Source organism: Puia sp. P3 (genome assembly GCF_050632245.1).
GTDB lineage: Bacteria > Bacteroidota > Bacteroidia > Chitinophagales > Chitinophagaceae > Puia.
Genome location: NZ_CP192583.1, coordinates 4,401,315 through 4,416,268, shown reverse-complemented (window position 1 = coordinate 4,416,268; position 14,954 = coordinate 4,401,315). Strand labels below are relative to the sequence as shown.

20 protein-coding genes and 2 pseudogenes are annotated in these 14,954 nt (G+C 54.8%); 19 read left to right on the top strand and 3 right to left on the bottom strand.

Annotation, left to right across the window (positions count from 1 at the left end):
• Nucleotides 1-505: 505 nt before the first annotated feature.
• Together ACQ86N_RS27620 and ACQ86N_RS27615 are read right to left on the bottom strand one after the other, a co-directional pair.
• A complete protein-coding gene (locus ACQ86N_RS27620) occupies nt 506-685 on the bottom strand; it encodes a hypothetical protein (RefSeq protein WP_431209863.1) in 180 nt (59 codons plus the stop codon).
• A 98-nt stretch (nt 686-783) separates the two neighbouring features.
• The gene (locus ACQ86N_RS27615) at nt 784-1,326 is read right to left on the bottom strand and encodes a GNAT family N-acetyltransferase (RefSeq protein ID WP_431209862.1); all 543 of its coding nucleotides are present in this window, start codon (nt 1,324-1,326) and stop codon (nt 784-786) included.
• Between the two features lie 248 nt (nt 1,327-1,574).
• Between ACQ86N_RS27615 and ACQ86N_RS27610 the strand changes: the two genes are divergently transcribed.
• Complete coding sequence (locus ACQ86N_RS27610; RefSeq protein WP_431209861.1) at nt 1,575-1,853, top strand: RNA recognition motif domain-containing protein; 279 nt, start codon at nt 1,575-1,577, stop codon at nt 1,851-1,853.
• Between the two features lie 96 nt (nt 1,854-1,949).
• On the opposite strand, the gene mqnE is transcribed toward ACQ86N_RS27610, so the two are convergent.
• Nucleotides 1,950-3,119, bottom strand: a complete 1,170-nt coding sequence (gene mqnE / locus ACQ86N_RS27605; protein ID WP_431209860.1) for an aminofutalosine synthase MqnE — start codon at nt 3,117-3,119, stop codon at nt 1,950-1,952.
• 93 nt (nt 3,120-3,212) lie between these two features.
• On the opposite strand from mqnE, the pseudogene ACQ86N_RS27600 reads away from it, so the two are divergent.
• The 18 genes and pseudogenes from ACQ86N_RS27600 (at nt 3,213) to ACQ86N_RS27515 (ending at nt 14,947) form a co-directional block, all read left to right on the top strand.
• Nucleotides 3,213-4,435 (top strand): annotated as a pseudogene (locus tag ACQ86N_RS27600) (nucleoside permease).
• A gap of 52 nt (nt 4,436-4,487) precedes the next feature.
• Nucleotides 4,488-4,757: a DUF5703 domain-containing protein gene (locus ACQ86N_RS27595; protein WP_431209859.1), complete on the top strand. Its 270-nt coding sequence runs from the start codon at nt 4,488-4,490 to the stop codon at nt 4,755-4,757.
• Nucleotides 4,754-5,329 (top strand): DUF5703 domain-containing protein, encoded by a 576-nt coding sequence (locus ACQ86N_RS27590; RefSeq protein WP_431209858.1) that lies wholly within the window; start codon nt 4,754-4,756, stop codon nt 5,327-5,329. The genes ACQ86N_RS27595 and ACQ86N_RS27590 overlap by 4 nt, the downstream gene beginning before the upstream one ends.
• A 60-nt stretch (nt 5,330-5,389) precedes the next feature.
• Nucleotides 5,390-6,505, top strand: a complete 1,116-nt coding sequence (locus tag ACQ86N_RS27585; protein WP_431209857.1) for a glycosyl hydrolase family 95 catalytic domain-containing protein — start codon at nt 5,390-5,392, stop codon at nt 6,503-6,505.
• Between the two features lie 236 nt (nt 6,506-6,741).
• Nucleotides 6,742-6,873: pseudogene (locus ACQ86N_RS27580) on the top strand (bifunctional D-altronate/D-mannonate dehydratase); the annotation flags it as partial.
• Nucleotides 6,866-7,789 carry an enolase C-terminal domain-like protein gene (locus ACQ86N_RS27575; RefSeq protein WP_431209856.1) on the top strand — a complete coding sequence of 308 codons (924 nt, stop codon included), beginning with the start codon at nt 6,866-6,868 and terminating at the stop codon, nt 7,787-7,789. The pseudogene ACQ86N_RS27580 and the gene ACQ86N_RS27575, both read left to right, overlap by 8 nt.
• A gap of 40 nt (nt 7,790-7,829) precedes the next feature.
• The gene (locus tag ACQ86N_RS27570) at nt 7,830-8,681 is read left to right on the top strand and encodes a hypothetical protein (RefSeq protein ID WP_431209855.1); all 852 of its coding nucleotides are present in this window, start codon (nt 7,830-7,832) and stop codon (nt 8,679-8,681) included.
• Nucleotides 8,678-8,878, top strand: a complete 201-nt coding sequence (locus ACQ86N_RS27565; RefSeq protein ID WP_431209854.1) for a hypothetical protein — start codon at nt 8,678-8,680, stop codon at nt 8,876-8,878. The genes ACQ86N_RS27570 and ACQ86N_RS27565 overlap by 4 nt, the downstream gene beginning before the upstream one ends.
• A 34-nt stretch (nt 8,879-8,912) precedes the next feature.
• Nucleotides 8,913-10,031 carry a PQQ-binding-like beta-propeller repeat protein gene (locus ACQ86N_RS27560; protein WP_431209853.1) on the top strand — a complete coding sequence of 373 codons (1,119 nt, stop codon included), beginning with the start codon at nt 8,913-8,915 and terminating at the stop codon, nt 10,029-10,031.
• On the top strand, nt 10,028-10,765 hold the full coding sequence (locus tag ACQ86N_RS27555; protein WP_431209852.1) for a c-type cytochrome: 738 nt from the start codon (nt 10,028-10,030) through the stop codon (nt 10,763-10,765). Before ACQ86N_RS27560 ends, ACQ86N_RS27555 begins: the two co-directional genes overlap by 4 nt.
• Nucleotides 10,765-11,781 carry a bile acid:sodium symporter family protein gene (locus ACQ86N_RS27550; protein WP_431209851.1) on the top strand — a complete coding sequence of 339 codons (1,017 nt, stop codon included), beginning with the start codon at nt 10,765-10,767 and terminating at the stop codon, nt 11,779-11,781. Before ACQ86N_RS27555 ends, ACQ86N_RS27550 begins: the two co-directional genes overlap by 1 nt.
• A 90-nt stretch (nt 11,782-11,871) precedes the next feature.
• Entirely contained in the window at nt 11,872-12,003 is a 132-nt protein-coding gene (locus tag ACQ86N_RS27545) for a hypothetical protein (protein ID WP_431209850.1), read from the top strand.
• A 195-nt stretch (nt 12,004-12,198) separates the two neighbouring features.
• Nucleotides 12,199-13,170, top strand: coding sequence for a TonB-dependent receptor plug domain-containing protein (locus tag ACQ86N_RS27540; RefSeq protein ID WP_431209849.1), 972 nt, complete (start codon nt 12,199-12,201; stop codon nt 13,168-13,170).
• Nucleotides 13,149-13,469: a hypothetical protein gene (locus tag ACQ86N_RS27535; RefSeq protein ID WP_431209848.1), complete on the top strand. Its 321-nt coding sequence runs from the start codon at nt 13,149-13,151 to the stop codon at nt 13,467-13,469. The genes ACQ86N_RS27540 and ACQ86N_RS27535 overlap by 22 nt, the downstream gene beginning before the upstream one ends.
• Entirely contained in the window at nt 13,420-13,968 is a 549-nt protein-coding gene (locus tag ACQ86N_RS27530; protein WP_431209847.1) for a hypothetical protein, read from the top strand. The genes ACQ86N_RS27535 and ACQ86N_RS27530 overlap by 50 nt, the downstream gene beginning before the upstream one ends.
• Entirely contained in the window at nt 13,965-14,198 is a 234-nt protein-coding gene (locus tag ACQ86N_RS27525; RefSeq protein ID WP_431209846.1) for a TonB-dependent receptor domain-containing protein, read from the top strand. Before ACQ86N_RS27530 ends, ACQ86N_RS27525 begins: the two co-directional genes overlap by 4 nt.
• Complete coding sequence (locus tag ACQ86N_RS27520; RefSeq protein WP_431209845.1) at nt 14,176-14,466, top strand: hypothetical protein; 291 nt, start codon at nt 14,176-14,178, stop codon at nt 14,464-14,466. The genes ACQ86N_RS27525 and ACQ86N_RS27520 overlap by 23 nt, the downstream gene beginning before the upstream one ends.
• Entirely contained in the window at nt 14,393-14,947 is a 555-nt protein-coding gene (locus ACQ86N_RS27515; RefSeq protein ID WP_431209844.1) for a hypothetical protein, read from the top strand. The genes ACQ86N_RS27520 and ACQ86N_RS27515 overlap by 74 nt, the downstream gene beginning before the upstream one ends.
• The last annotated feature ends 7 nt before the right edge of the window (nt 14,948-14,954 follow it).

The window sequence follows — 14,954 nt, the reverse complement described above, 5'->3', positions numbered from 1 at the left end:
TGGGGGAGATACACCAATAGAGAGTCGGGTTTTGGATAAGGTTTATCGCCTGCCGGAAGTCCAGGCAAAGGGGAGATTTATTGATTCGATTTCACAAACATAAGCATGGGATATCATTGATGATAGTTGAGCGGCCGCGTGCGAAACGGCCGTACTATTGGGTGAAGGCGGGATATGATAGCGAACTTAGATTTGAAACGTATTATAATTTCTAGTGTATAAGGCTGGGTTGGTTGTGAAATTTTTAGATACTGAATCGGGAGAGGTTATTAGTCTCGATCGGTGGAGAAGGACACGAAAGTATTTGTAGGTTGGGAATCCGAAAATGGCCATAGCCATGCCAGGGTCATTGCAGGAATATATCGGAGTTGAATGAATGTTTGCGGAGCGTGGTGTCGGAGAAACAAGTTTGAAGGAAGGCAGGAATAGGGTTGTTATTTGGTTTGAGAAAGAAAGGAATGAGTGGATTGTCGTTGACAAGGACAGCGCCAGACAACATTGCCCATTACTTTTTAACCTTTTTCTTCGTCGTCTGCCGCGCCTTTTTAGGCTTGGGCACTCTTTTGAATTTTCCCGTAGCCTTGTAGTGTGCAATGGCATCGCTGATTATTTTCTTGTCTTCGTTCGTTACCACATGTGGTTCTACTACGAAATCTACACCCTTTGGTTCCTTAATGTATCCCATTTTATTTGGATTTAAAGTACTGATCTTTAAATGTTCTTTGCTCTTGCCAGGGAGTTAATTTACTAAAAATCCGCGTTACGTGGAAGCGGGGAGCCGCGTTAGGGTTGATTGGAGAGGACGACGGAGGTTTCGATCTGGCGGAGGGGGATGGACCAGTATTTACGGAGGAGGAGTTCTTTTTGGTGGGGGGTGACGAGGTGGAAGCCGTGTTTTTTGTAGAAGTCGATGGCCTGCGTGGCGGCGGCCCAGGTGCCGATGAGGATGGGTTTGGTGGTTAGGGTGGTGAGGTGGGTGAGGAGGAGGGAGCCGATGCCTTTGTTGCGATGGACGGTGCGGACGTAGGCGTGGCGGATGAGGGTGACGTCGGATTTGTGCTGGATGCCCATGACGCCCATTATGTGGGGGAACTGGGGGTGAGGTTGGGGGTGACGGTGCCGCCGGTGGGGAGGTGACAGGGGTAGTGTTTTCGACGTGGACGTAGAATTGACGCCGTCGGCGATTTGGGAGTGGAGCTCGGGGAGGGACATATAGGGTTCGTGCCAGCGGTCGGGGGGAATGATTCCTTTGTAGGCGGTGGCGGCGTCGTTGATGATCTCGTGGATCTGGGGGATGTCGGCGGGGGTGGATGGGAGGATCGGCATGGGGATGGTGTTTGGTAGATGGGTGGTTAGCGGACGGTTGTTTGGGGGATGGGTAGACTGGTGGTTTGATGGTTGATTGTGGTCGATTTTGGACAGGGGACAAAATTGGTGGTTTTTTGGGAGGGGAAGGGGCAAAAGTGAGGGACGGCAGGGCTCGGGGAGGGTATTGGGGGACCTGGATGGGACGAAGGGAAGGGTGGAGGGTGGTGGAATTATGATATGAGGGGGAAACGGTATATATTTGCGCAATGCGAATGACTATTTCGGGACTCCCCAGAGAGTTCGACAAGTTTGACCTGCAACGACTGTTTAACCCCTATGGCTGGGTGGAGTATACTAAGATCGTGATTGATCCGATATCCGGACTAAGCCGGGGAAGAGGGATCGTCGAGATGAGAGACGATCATGCCAAACAGGCTATGGCCGCCCTTCAGGGAAAGATGCTGGCCCACAGCCCGCTGAACATCAAAGAAGCCAAGGACCGGCGCCCCAAGCCCGAGGAAGGGAATGACCGGAATGACCGTTAGGACCCCGTGAGGGAGCCTGTCGGTGGCGATGAGGGAGAGCCTCGTTTGAAAGGTTACCCCAAGTTGGGCGGAAGCCTGCGTAGGGAAACGACTGACCTAGTTAAGGGTCGGGTCGAGCTCCATGGTGGCAAGGTCCACGTCCTTAAAATTCCTTATTTCATTGTAGAGGGTGTCGCGTTCGACGGGTTCGCGGCCTACCTGTTTGATCAGCCCGACGAGTTGGGCTGTTGACAGACTGGGGGTTTGTTCTTCGCTGCCCGCCATCGAATAGATCTTCGTGGTATCGTCGATGGTGCCGTCGAGGTCGTTGACGCCGAAAGATAGGGTCAGCTGCGCGTTCTTGCGACCCAGCATCGGCCAGTAGGCCTTGATGTGAGGGAAATTGTCCATGAACAGACGTGCTACCGCGTACAACTTCATGTCCTCGACCACGGAGAGTTCGGGGACATTACTCATATCGTTGTCTTTGTTCCGAAATTTCAGGGGGATGAAAGTGTTGAAGCCGCCGGTGCGATCCTGCAGCTCGCGCAGCCTATTCATATGGTCTATCCGGTGCGCATAGGTCTCGATGTGGCCGTACAGCATCGTGGCATTGGTGTGCATGCCCTCGCGATGGGCGGTCTCGTGGATACTGAGCCAGCCGTCGGCGTCGACCTTGTCGGGACAGATGACTGTCCGGACCTCGGGGTGGAAGATCTCGGCGCCGCCGCCGGGCATGGAGTCGAGGCCCGCAGCATGGAGGGTCTTCATGCCCTCTTCGACTGTGAGTTTGGCCTTGCGGAACATATAGTCCAGTTCGACGGCCGTGAAGCCTTTGATGTGCAGGTCGGGGCGGTGGGCCTTTATCTTTCTAAGCAGCTCGGCGAAGAACTCGAGATTCATTTTGGGATGGACGCCGCCGACGATATGGACCTCGGTGACGGGTTTGCCGTCGTAGGATTTTACGATATCCAGCATCTGCTGCTGAGACAGCTCCCAACCCTCGTCGCGGTGCGCATAGACGCGGGAGTAGGAACAGAAATTACAGGTGAAGACGCAGACGTTGGTCGGCTCGATATGAAAATTTCGGTTGAAATAGGTCTTGTTGCCGTGTTTCCGCTCGCGGACGAAGTTGGCGAGTGCGCCGAGGAGGGGAAGGCTGGCTTTTTCGAACAGCAGGATGCCTTCTGCGGGTGTGATCCTTTCCTGCCTGATGACTTTCTCTCCGATCGATCGTATATCCGGGCTGGTGGTTGCCAAAAGGGTAGTGATGGCGGTAGTGTCCATTGCTATTGAATTATTCAGCAAAATTAACCATTAATTATTATCTTCCGTCATTAAAACGTAACCGTAGTGAGTATCAAGTTCCGACTGGTTGTGATGAATTTCCTGGAGTTTTTTGTTTGGGGCGCCTGGCTCATCTCCATGGGGAGGTATATGGGGGCTACGCTTCATTTTACGGGCAGCCAGATCGGCGGCGTTTATGGAACCATGGGGGTTGCCTCGCTGTTTATGCCTGGTTTGCTGGGTATCGTTGCGGACCGGTGGCTGAATGCGGAAAGGGTTTTAGGGCTCTGTCATCTGATCGGGGCGGTGCTGCTGGTATGGGCTTCTACGGTGACCAGCTATTCGATGCTGTATATGATCATGCTCCTGAATTCGATGGTCTATATGCCGACGATCGCCCTGAATAATACGGTGTCCTTTATCGTCATGGAGAAAAAGGGGTTTAATGTCGTAAAGGAGTTTCCTCCGGTTCGGGTATGGGGAACGATAGGATTTATCTGCGCCATGTGGGTAGTCGATCTTCTGCACTGGACGGCCAACGCGATGCAATTATATATCAGCGCCGGGGCGGCGCTGGTCCTCGGCATTTATGCTTTTACGATGCCATCCTGTACGCCTGTCCGTACGGGGAGAAAGAAAAGTCTCGTCTCTTCGCTGGGGTTGACGCCTTTGTCCTGTTCAGGAACAGCAAGATCGCGGTATTCTTTCTTTTTTCGATGTTCCTGGGGGCTGCTTTACAGATCACGAATGCCTTTGGACTGGCGTTCCTGGGCGATTTTGCCAATGATCCTTCCTATGCGCAGACATTTGCCGTGGTGCATCCCAATATTCTGGCCTCTATCTCACAGGTGTCGGAAACCCTGTTCATTCTGGCCATTCCTTTCTTCCTTCGACGATTTGGCATCAAAACGGTGATGATGATCAGCATTTTTGCATGGGTCTTCCGCTTTGGTTTTTTTGGCATCGGCAACCCTGGCAGCGGGCTGTTATTTCTGGTGCTTTCGATGATCGTCTATGGCATGGCTTTCGACTTCTTTAATATATCCGGGGCCCTCTTTATCGAAAAGGAGGCGCCGATCACCATGCGGGCGAGCGCGCAGGGACTTTTCATGATCATGACCAATGGATTTGGGGCCTGGTTCGGCACCAAGTGCAGCGGATGGGTAGTAGATCATTTTACGGTCAACGGGGTAAAGGACTGGCACAGTATCTGGTTTACTTTTGCGGGGTACGCGCTGGTGCTGGGGATCGTTTTTCCGCTGGTGTTCAAGTATAAACACGAAAAATCTCCGGATTCTTTGGCAATTAAGCATTAATTAGCCGTCCTGTTAAGGTCCAAACGCTTATTTGCTGGCTGGATTAACGATCATGCCAGTGAATACAACCCGACCGACGCTGTTGCTTTTGTTTTGCGCTTTTTTGACAGGCTCGCCTTTTTGGGGTGTTGCGCAGCCCGGACTTGATTCATTTAATGTTGTATGGACGGAACCCGGACCGGGTCCCGCGGAGTCGATGCCGCTGGGGAACGGGGATATCGGTCTGAACCTTTGGGTTGAGCCCGGGGGAGACCTCGTGTTCTATATCAGCAAGACGGACGCCTGGGGGACCAGGTCGAACCGGGTATGGACGGCTGGATGAAGCAGGGGGGAATCTTGTCGAAGGTTGGACGGATCAGGGTGAAGGCGGGGGGTGATATGAGGAATTTTCGGCAGGTGTTGAGGCTTCGCGAGGGGGAGATCGAGGTGACCGAAGGGGACGCCAGCTATCGCGTATGGGTAGATGCGAATCATCCGGTGATCAGGGTGGAAGGGAGCAGGAAGTTAACGGTGAGCCTTGAGGACTGGAGGAAGGGGGATAGTGTTTTGGAGAGAAAGGGTGAGACAGTGTGGTTTCATCGAAATCGGAGCGAGGGAATCGATTCGGCGCTGCGGGATATTTGTTTTGGGGGAAATATTGCCGTGAAGGGGAGTGTAGCGACGATCAATGTGCTGACGGCGAAGGGGGATGAGTGGGGGTCGCTTTTGAAGAGGCAGGTGGCTGTCAAGGCGGATATTGAGGCCGCGCGTGCGGCGCATCGGAAGTGGTGGGTGCGGTTCTGGGATCGCAGCTGGATCGTGGCGACGGGGATTCTGCGGCGGCCCAGACGACGAGGGGGTATATTTTACAAAGATTTGTTACGGCATGCGCGGGTCGCGGAGCTTACCCGATAAAGTTCAATGGTTCGATATTTACCATAGGCGAGAAGAATCCCGACTATCGCGGATGGGGGGATGTACTGGTTTCAGAATACGAGGCCGATGTACTGGCCGCGGTTGATGGCTGGGGACTATGATATGATGCTGCCGCTGTTTAGGATGTATTTGAAAATGCTGCCTGGGAATGCGGCGCAGGTGCATCAATATTACGGCCATGGCGGCGCGTATTTTCAGGAGACGACGCCTTTCTGGGGCGGGGTGCCGTATATGGGACCCGAGGTAAAGGAAAACTGGACGGGACATTATTTTACGCCGATCCTCGAGTTGAGCATGATGATGCTCGACTATTATGAGTATACGCAGGATGCGGGTTTTGCCAGGGAGTATCTGGTACCGGTAGCTTCGGCCGGTTTGCTATTTTTCGATGAACATTTTGGGCGGGACACACATGGTAAGCTATTGCTGGACCCGGATAATTCTATCGAGATGTTTTGGAAGGTGCATAATCCGGCACCGGATATTGCGGGTTTGCGTGCGGTGATACCGAGGATGCTGGAATTGCCGGATGGAGTGGTTGGTGCGGGAATGAAAGAGAACTGGAGGCGGTTGCTGGGAGTGGTGCCTCCGCTGCCGGTGGATGATTCTGCGCGGCGGTTGTTGCCGTATACGGGTCCGCAAACGGCAAAGGGGCGCAATCTGGAGAATCCCGAGTTGTACGCGATCTATCCTTTCCGGTTGTATGGTCTGGGGAAGCCGGATTTTTTATTAGCCAGGCATACGTTCGAGCTGCGGAAGTTCCGCGAGAAGGGTTGCTGGAACCAGGACCCTATACAGGCAGCCTATCTGGGTGAGGCGGGTGTGGCGAAGGACTATGTACACTATGCGCTGACGAGGAAGGACCCGAAGCTGAAGTTCCCGGCCTTCTGGGTCAGAGGCCATGACTATGAGCCCGATGAGGACAATGGGGGAAATGGAGAGAACGGATTGCAGAAGATGCTGATGCAGACGGAGGGGAAAAATATCTATTTGTTGCCGGCGTGGCCGAAGGGATGGGATGGAGAATTCAGACTGCATGCGCCCTATAATACGACCGTGGAAGGCAAGATCGTGAACGGGAAAGTTACGGGCCCGGTGGTGACCCCGGCCGAACGGGCAAGCGACGTGAAAATAAATCAGCTTACATATGAATAGACGTGATCTTCTCAAGATGGCGGGGCTTGGTTCCGCCGGGGTCCTTGTTGGTGGAGTAAAGGCCGAGGCCGGGACGCCGCGCTATGCGGCCGGTATGCCGCCCGTAACGATACGGTCGGTCAAGGCTATCGCGACGGCTCCGCAGGGGGCCAATCTGGTAATGGTAAAGGTGGAGACATCGGAGCCGGGTCTTTACGGGATCGGCTGCGCGACGTTCACCCAGCGCGCCGAAGCTGGTGGTCACGGCCATCAACAATTACCTGAACGATTTCTGCGTCGGCCGCAACGCCGACAATATCGAAGACATGTGGCAGGCGTGCTTTGTCAGCTCGTACTGGCGCAACGGGCCGGTGCTGAACAATGCGCTCAGCGGTCTGGACCAGGCGCTGTGGGATATCAAGGGTAAGCGGGCTGGGATGCCGGTGTATCGCGCTGCTGGGTGGCAAGGCCAGATTTGCAGTCGACGCCTATGCGCACGCGGACGGGAAGACGCCGGAGGAGTGTGCCGAGCAGGTGAAGAAGTATATGGACGATGGATTCCGCTATATCCGGATACAGCAGGGCGGGTATGGCAGTCTGTATCTGGCGCAGCAGCCGGATTTTCGGGATGCAGGTTTTGGCAAGGCAACCGACGACTTTATGGATCCGGTGGCCTATGTGCAGGCGGTGCCGAAGTTGTTCCGGGAAGTGCGCAAGCGCTGTGGGGAGGAGATCGATCTGCTGCACGATACGCACGAACGGATACAGCCCGTCGATATGATCAATATGTGCAAGCGGCTGGAGGAATACAATCCCTTCTTTATCGAAGACCCCGTGTCGCCGGAGAACATGGAGTGGTTCAAGCAGCTGCGGGAGAGCACGACGGTCCCGTTTGCGATGGGGGAACTGTTCAATAATACCAATGAGTTCGTGGGGGCGATGAAGAACCACTATATGGACTATATCCGGTGCCATGTCTCGCAGATCGGCGGTATCACGCCGGCGATGAAGGTGGCGCGGCTGGGTGAGTTCTGTAATGTGAAGACGGCCTGGCATGGACCGGGAGACGTCTCGCCCGTGGGACATGCAGCGCACTGTCATATCGATCTGGCGATCTGGAATTTTGGCATCCAGGAGTCGGTGTTCTTCTCGGATCAGCTGAGGGAAGTTTTTCCGGGCAGCCCCGAATTGAAGAAGGGCTATCTGTATGTGAACGAGGCGCCGGGCATTGGGGTGGATGTGAATGAGAAGCTGGCCGCGAAGTATCCTATTAATAACAAGGCCGGGAAGCTGGACTATCCGTAAGCGGGATGGGACGATCATCCGGCCGTAAATGGATGGATATATGATAAAAGCTGGGTTGGTGGCGGCTTTGGTAGTGCTCGGGGTGGTGGTCCGGGGACAGGACGCGCCATATACAGAGATCAGTAATGGTATGGTGCGTGTTGGGTTGTATCTGCCGGATACGGCGAAGGGATACTATCGCGCTACCCGATTTGATTGGTCGGGGGTGATGCCGGTGGTGGAATATAAGGGTCATCGGTTTGTGACGCGATGGTTCCCGAAGTACGGGCCGAGGATACACGACGCGATCGTAGGGCCGGTCGAGTCGTTCTCGCCGTTGGGGTTTGGGGAAGGGAAGACGTTCTTTCAGATCGGGGTGGGAGAGTTGGAGCGGCCGGATACGATGAGGTATAATTCATTCCGGTATTACCCGATCGTGGATGCGGGGGAGTGGGTGGTAAAGAAGAAAAAGAGGAGTGTTGTGTTTGTGCAGCGGTTGAAGCCGTATGTCTACGAGAAGGCCGTTGTGCTGGATGGGGCTGGTTTTCGACTGGTACACCATCTGAAAAATACGGGGTCTGAGGTGATCGAGACGGATGTATTCGATCATAATTTCTTCCGGATGGACAGTACGATGACGGGGGCCGGATTCCGGATCGATGTACCGGGGGACTCGGTGGTTCTGAACGAACCGATAACGAAGGTATATGGGCAGTTGCACGGCAAGGAGGAGTATGAGATCCGGCTTGAGAATGGTTCAACGGGAATATATATCCGATGTGACCAGCCGCTGTCGAAGCTGGTCTACTGGGGATCGCCAACTATACTTTGTCCCGAGCCTTATTTGCATATACGGGTGCCGCCCGGTCAAACATTTTCCTGGACGATTGACTATCAATTTTATTTGAAATGAAATTCACGGGGTTTTTCTTGCTTGTCGTTTTTGGTTTTTGGGGTTGCGGGCATCCGGGTGGTTCTTCGGGCGACTGGCCGAATTATGGGGGGAATAAAGAGAATAACAGATATTCATCTTTGACGCAGATCAATGTTGGGAATGTGAAGGACCTGAAAGTGGCGTGGACCTATAATTCCGGGAGCGGCGCGGCATGATATACAGTGTCAGCCTATTGTTGTCGGTAAGGTTTTGTACGGGGTCGGCCCGAAGCTGAAGCTGTTTGCGCTGGATGCGGCGAGTGGCCGGCAGCTGTGGCAGTTCGACCCTTTCGAAGGAAAAGAGCCGAGGCTGAATGAGTGTCGGGGTGTGACGTACTGGAATAACCGAATATTTTATGTGGCGGGTGCGGAGTTGTTTGCGGTAAATGCGCAGACGGGGGAGCCGGTGGAGGGATTTGGGGAGAGTGGGAAGGTGGCGTTTACGACCGGATTGGATATCAACCATGACGTGAAGCATTTGTATGTGACGGCGACCTCTCCGGGGATCGTCTATAAGAATATCCTTATTTATGGAAGCGCTGTGTCGGAGGCTGGGAATGCGGCGCCGGGTTATGTTCGGGGATTCGACGCGCAAACGGGGCAGCTCGTCTGGACCTTCCATACGATACCGCAGCCGGGGGAACCGGGTTATGAGACCTGGCCGAAGGACGCGTATAAGTGGGCGGGTGGAACCAATAACTGGGGCGGGATGTCGCTGGATGAAAGAAGGGGGATGGTGTATTTTGGAACGGGTTCGCCGTCATCGGATTTTTATGGAGGAGACAGGGAGGGGAAGAATTTATTCTCGGACTGTGTGCTCGCGCTGGATGCGGGGAGCGGGAGACTGAAATGGTATTATCAGACGACGCATCATGATCTGTGGGACAGGGATATCCCTTGTCCGCCGAATCTGACGACGATACGCCGGGATGGCAAGCTGATCGATGTTGTAGTGCAGGTGACGAAGGGAGGGAATGTGTTTGTGCTGGACAGGGATAGCGGGAAGTCTGTTTTTCCGGTGGAGGAACGGCCGGTACCGATAGTAGGATTGCCGGGGGAAAAGCCGTGGCCGACGCAGCCGGTTCCGGTGAAGCCCGAGCCGTTGTGTGGTCCATTTATATCGGATAGCGCGAACTATCTGCCTCCGGGTGAGAAGGGAACGGTGTTGGTGGGGTATAGCGGGGGAGCGGAGTGGGGCGGGAATGCAGTTGATACCAATGGTGTCTTTTATCAGAATTCGAATAATGCGCCCTGGTTGTTGCAGATGGTCTCGATGGCTGAACGAAAAAAGAGATCGCGGCGCTGTCGAAAGGGCAGGGTTTGTATGTGACGAGCTGCAGTCCCTGTCATGGGGCGGACCGGAAGGGGAATGGTCTGGAGGTCCCGGGTCTGCAGGCCGTCGGAAAGAAATTTAAGAAGGAAGAGATCGCGCATATCGTGGCGGTTGGGCAGGGGCGGATGCCATCGTTCCAGAATCAGCTGTCGGAGGATGATCGGAAAGCGATCGTCGAATTTTTGGTGAGCGGATGGGGCGGGCGCCGGGTAGGGGGTGAGCACAATGATGCGAGGGATACGGCGAGGGGAAAACATTCGGATTTCCCGTATGAACCACCTTATATCAGTAAGGTCTGGGAGAAGGTAGAGGATTCGAACGGCTATCCCGGTATCAAACCGCCGTGGGGGACGCTGAACGCGATCGACCTGAATACGGGTGAGTATAAATGGAAGGTGCCGCTGGGTGAATATCCGGAGCTGGCGAAGAAGGGTGTGCCGGCGACGGGGACGGAGAGTTATGGGGGACCGCTGGCGACGGCGGGTGGGCTGGTCTTTATCGCGGGGACGAGGGACGAGAAGATCCGGGCCTTCGATCAGAAAGACGGAAAGGTCCTTTGGGATTATCAGCTGCCCGCGGGCGGGTTTGCTACACCTATAACCTATAGCATCGATGGAAAACAGTATGTGGTGATCGCGGCCGGAGGGGGCAGGGGACTGAAAACGGGGGCGAGTATATCGCTTTTGCTCTTGAGTCCGGGAGTCAGGCGGGGTGGAGCGGCTGGGGGTTGATGGCGTTCTTTGTTGTGGTAGCGCTGTTGTTCCGGAGGTCGAAGTTGCTGAAGGGGTTTTCTTTTACGGTCATCATCTTCGCGGCGGTGAGTCTGGCGATGTATTATCCGCAGTATTTTATAAAAGTCGGGGATTTCAAATTATCGCGGCTGATCCTGCCTTTGCTGCAGGTCATAATGTTCGGCATGGGGACGGAGCTTAGTCTGAAGGAGTTCAGGGACGTGCTGCGGATGCCGAAGGGGATCTTTATCGGGGTGGTTTGTCACTATACCATCATGCCGCTGGTGAGTTTTTCGCTGATCCATGCCTTTTCGTTTCCGCCGGAGATCGCGGCGGGGGTCGTCCTGGTGGGGTGTTGTCCCAGCGGGCTGGCGTCGAATGTGATGTCTTTTCTTGCCAGGGCGAATCTGGCGCTATCTGTGAGCGTGACGACTGTTTCGACGTTGGTGGCGCCTTTTCTGACGCCGCTGCTGATGCGTCTGCTGGCGGGTCAGCTGGTGGAGGTGCATTTTTGGGCGATGGTCTGGGATATTACGCAGATCGTGATACTACCGATAGTAGCGGGTCTACTTTTTAATTATTTGCTGAAAGGCCGGATCGGGTGGCTGGACCGGGCGATGCCGCTGGTATCGATGACCGGGATCGCGGCGATCATCGTGGTGATCACGGCGGCGGGGAGGGATAGTCTGCTCGAGGTGGGGTTGCTGCTGATCGCGGCTACGCTGCTGCAAAATGTGGCGAGGTTACACTCTGGGGTACTGGTCGGGGAGAGTGCTGGGGATGGAAGAGAAGGATTGCCGGACGATCTCGCTGGAGGTGGGGATGCAGAATGGGGGGCTTGCTTCGGGGATTGCGCTGGCGATGGGGAAGCTGGCGACGGTGGGTCTCGCTCCAGCGGTATTTGGTCCGATGATGAATATTACGGGTTCGTCGCTCGCTACCTGGTGGCACCGGAGGGAGCCGAAGGGGACTGCAGTGGCAGTGCAGGGGGTGAAACTAAAAAAAAACTTAGTTAAGGCACTAATTAAGGAAAAATTGGAGGTCCTGTTAATGTGGTCCGGCCAAATTTGTATCCTATTCATCTCATAAAAATCAATTGCTTGTGTATGAAAAAATTACTGACACTGCTTTTGGTAGTCGTCGGCCTCGTTAAGGCCGAAGCTCAGGGACAGGTGGTTCGGGGAAGGGTGATGGACGAGAACAATCGTCCGCTTTCCGGGAGCCACGGTCACACTTAAGGGCACTACCGTCTCGACTTCTACGGATCTTTCGGGTAATTATCAGATCAGCACCGGCAGCCGAGGTGGCGCCCGTGCTGGTGATCAGTTATGTCGGGTATCTCCATGCGGAGTATCCGGTGAAGGGGCGGACCGAGCTGAACATTAGTCTTCAGCAGGACCCCAACACTCTCGGCGACGTGGTCGTGGTGGGCTATGGTACGCAAAAAGAAGAGCGATATCACCGGCGCCAGCAGCAGCGTAAAGGCGGCGGAGATCGCCAAGCGTCCGCTGGTACGGATGGAGCAGGCCCTGCAGGGAACTACGGCCGGTGTCGCGGTACTCAGTCCCAACGGTCAGCCGGGGCAGGGGCTAAGGGTCAAGATCAGGGGCGCGAACTCCATTACGGGTGGTACTGAGCCTTTGTATGTGATCGACGGCAATATCGGTAACGGGACGGACGTGAATCCGGCGGATATCGAGTCGCTCGAGGTATTAAAGGACGCTGCTTCGACCGCGATCTACGGGTCCAGGGCTTCGAACGGCGTGGTTCTGATCACTACCAAGTCGGGTGGCGTCGGCTCGCCCAAACTGACGGTGAATGCGTGGGCGCAGAAGAACAAGATCCCGCGCGAGCTGGATCTGATGCAGGCCTACGATTTTGCGCGGTCGGTGAATGCGCAGTTCGTGGCGCAGGGGGGATCGGCGGCATCGCAGCCTTTCTCGGCCCAGCAGCTGTCCGACTTCAAGTCGGGAGCGGTAAAGGGTACGGACTGGCAGCGGGCGCTGCATACGGAGCCCTGGGTACAGAACTATCAGGCCAGCCTGAGCGGCGGGTCGGACAATGTCCGGTACTATTTCTCCGGCGGTTATCTGAGTCAGCCGGGTATCATCCTGAACCAGTGGTACCGGAAGACCACGTTCAGGGGTAATGTGGATGTTAGGGTGAACAATAAGATCAACGTGAAGTTCATCGTGACGGGTATCATCCCCGCAACCACAACACGAACTATGGCGGAGGTTTGGGTGATCCGTTCAATCAGGCCGTGGAGTGGGATCCTACTTCGCCGATCCGGGACGGGAACGGCAATTTTGTCAAACATTCGAGTTTTGCCTCGATACAGTTCAACCCGATCGCGCAGGCGCTTAGCATCAGCCATGATAATATGGCCGGCGGCGGTGCGCTGACGGACAACTACAGCGGGTCGGCGATCGTCACCTACCGGATCTGGAAGGACCTGACGTTCACGTCGACGAACGTGTACAATCTATTTTATGGATATGGACAGTCCTTGGATGGACCTAATACGGCAGCTTATGACAATCATTCAGACAATGCATTTACCGTCAGCGCCAAGAACAGGGGATTTCTGAGCAGCAACTATCTGACCTATAAGCACAAGTTCGGGGATCATGCGATCACGGCTACTGCGCTGTATGAACTGCAGAATGGTCAGAATATGTCGACCACTTGCGACGGCGCGTAACCTGATCTCCTACGGACAGGGCTATTACAACCTCGGTCTGGGCGCAACGCAGGCGGTATCGACCTCTTATTCGGCAGACGCGCTTGTCTCCTGGCTGGGTCGTGTGTACTATACCTACAAGGACAAGTATACGTTGTCGGCCAGCATCCGTGAGGACGGGAGCTCGCACCTGACCAACAAGTGGAGCAGTTTCCCGTCGGTGGGTGTCAACTGGAATATGAAGAAGGAGAAGTTCATGGAGAATTCGAATGTGTTCTCCGATTTCAAGGTCCGCGCTTCGTATGGCCAGACGGGCAATCAGGCGGTGCCGGCGTATTCGACGATACAGCGGATCAATTCCGGCGGCGGCAACAACCAGAACAACTATTATTTCGGCGGCGGCAGCCCCGGTCAGTCGGGTAATGCGAGCGTAGCCACTTCTGCCGGCGCGCCCGTGTCGAAGTTGCTCAAGTGGGAGATCAAAAGCACTTATGATGCCGGTATCGATATGGCTTTTTGAACAACCGGTTGTTCTTTACGATCGATGCCTATACGGGGAAGATCAGGAACCTCCTGTACAATATCCCTTCTACCCAGTATGGCGGCGGTGGTCTGAACTACCAGACCAATATCGGGAGCGTTTCGAACAAGGGTTTGGAATTCATGGTGGGTGGTTCGCCGATCTCCACGAGGGAGTTCAAGCTGGAACGTGAATTTAACGGTGTCCATGAACCGGAACAAGGTGCTTGACCTCGGCGGTCTGGACAATTTGTATGCGATCGGCGGTAACAATACGTATAACGCGGTGCTGAAAGTAGGGCAGCCGCTGGGTGAGTTTGCGGGCTACCAGTTCCTCGGCACGTGGAAGAGCGGCGAGGCTACGCAGGCTGCGCTGTATGGCAATAAGCCTGGTGACGCCAAGTATCTGGACGTAAACGGTGACCATGCCTTCACGGCGGCCGACTATCGAGCTGCTCGGAAATGCGACGCCGAAGTACACTTATGGGTTTATCAATGACTTCAGCTATCATGATTTTACGCTGAGCTTTATGTTCCAGGGCGTACAGGGCAGTCAGGTGTTCTCGCAGACGCTGGCCTATCTCTGGGGCGGTCTTGGGGACATGAAGAATGCTACGACCACACAGGCCGTGCCGGAGAATCTGTGGTCGGACAAGAACCCGAACAGCAATAATCCCGCGTGGAGCAGCACGGGGCATAACTACAATGGCAGCAGCCGTTATGTATACAATTCGAGCTATGCGAAGCTGAAGAACCTTTCGCTGACCTATCGTCTGCCTTCCGCGGTGACGCATCGCATGAAGCTGAACAGTCTCGAGGTATATGTCAGCGGTCAGAACCTGTGGACCATCACTCCGTACAAGGGGTATGATCCGGAGATCGACCAGCAACCGACGGGTAATGCAATCTCGCAGGGACAGGAGTTCGGTGTTATCCCCAACCCCAAGTCGTATACGATGGGTTTCAGACTTTCATTATAATCATAAA

Excerpts from the sequence above, each read along its gene's own strand:
- ACQ86N_RS27620 (WP_431209863.1), bottom strand. The coding sequence starts at position 685 with ATGGGATACATTAAGGAACCAAAGGGTGTAGATTTCGTAGTAGAACCA.
- ACQ86N_RS27615 (WP_431209862.1), bottom strand. The coding sequence starts at position 1,326 with ATGCCGATCCTCCCATCCACCCCCGCCGACATCCCCCAGATCCACGAG.
- ACQ86N_RS27610 (WP_431209861.1), top strand. The coding sequence starts at position 1,575 with ATGCGAATGACTATTTCGGGACTCCCCAGAGAGTTCGACAAGTTTGAC.
- mqnE (WP_431209860.1), bottom strand. The coding sequence starts at position 3,119 with ATGGACACTACCGCCATCACTACCCTTTTGGCAACCACCAGCCCGGAT.
- ACQ86N_RS27595 (WP_431209859.1), top strand. The coding sequence starts at position 4,488 with ATGCCAGTGAATACAACCCGACCGACGCTGTTGCTTTTGTTTTGCGCT.
- ACQ86N_RS27590 (WP_431209858.1), top strand. The coding sequence starts at position 4,754 with ATGAAGCAGGGGGGAATCTTGTCGAAGGTTGGACGGATCAGGGTGAAG.
- ACQ86N_RS27585 (WP_431209857.1), top strand. The coding sequence starts at position 5,390 with ATGTACTGGTTTCAGAATACGAGGCCGATGTACTGGCCGCGGTTGATG.
- ACQ86N_RS27575 (WP_431209856.1), top strand. The coding sequence starts at position 6,866 with ATGCGCTCAGCGGTCTGGACCAGGCGCTGTGGGATATCAAGGGTAAGC.
- ACQ86N_RS27570 (WP_431209855.1), top strand. The coding sequence starts at position 7,830 with ATGATAAAAGCTGGGTTGGTGGCGGCTTTGGTAGTGCTCGGGGTGGTG.
- ACQ86N_RS27565 (WP_431209854.1), top strand. The coding sequence starts at position 8,678 with ATGAAATTCACGGGGTTTTTCTTGCTTGTCGTTTTTGGTTTTTGGGGT.
- ACQ86N_RS27550 (WP_431209851.1), top strand. The coding sequence starts at position 10,765 with ATGGCGTTCTTTGTTGTGGTAGCGCTGTTGTTCCGGAGGTCGAAGTTG.
- ACQ86N_RS27545 (WP_431209850.1), top strand. The coding sequence starts at position 11,872 with ATGAAAAAATTACTGACACTGCTTTTGGTAGTCGTCGGCCTCGTTAAG.
- ACQ86N_RS27540 (WP_431209849.1), top strand. The coding sequence starts at position 12,199 with ATGGTACGCAAAAAGAAGAGCGATATCACCGGCGCCAGCAGCAGCGTA.
- ACQ86N_RS27535 (WP_431209848.1), top strand. The coding sequence starts at position 13,149 with ATGGCCGGCGGCGGTGCGCTGACGGACAACTACAGCGGGTCGGCGATC.
- ACQ86N_RS27530 (WP_431209847.1), top strand. The coding sequence starts at position 13,420 with ATGAACTGCAGAATGGTCAGAATATGTCGACCACTTGCGACGGCGCGT.
- ACQ86N_RS27520 (WP_431209845.1), top strand. The coding sequence starts at position 14,176 with ATGAACCGGAACAAGGTGCTTGACCTCGGCGGTCTGGACAATTTGTAT.
- ACQ86N_RS27515 (WP_431209844.1), top strand. The coding sequence starts at position 14,393 with ATGCCTTCACGGCGGCCGACTATCGAGCTGCTCGGAAATGCGACGCCG.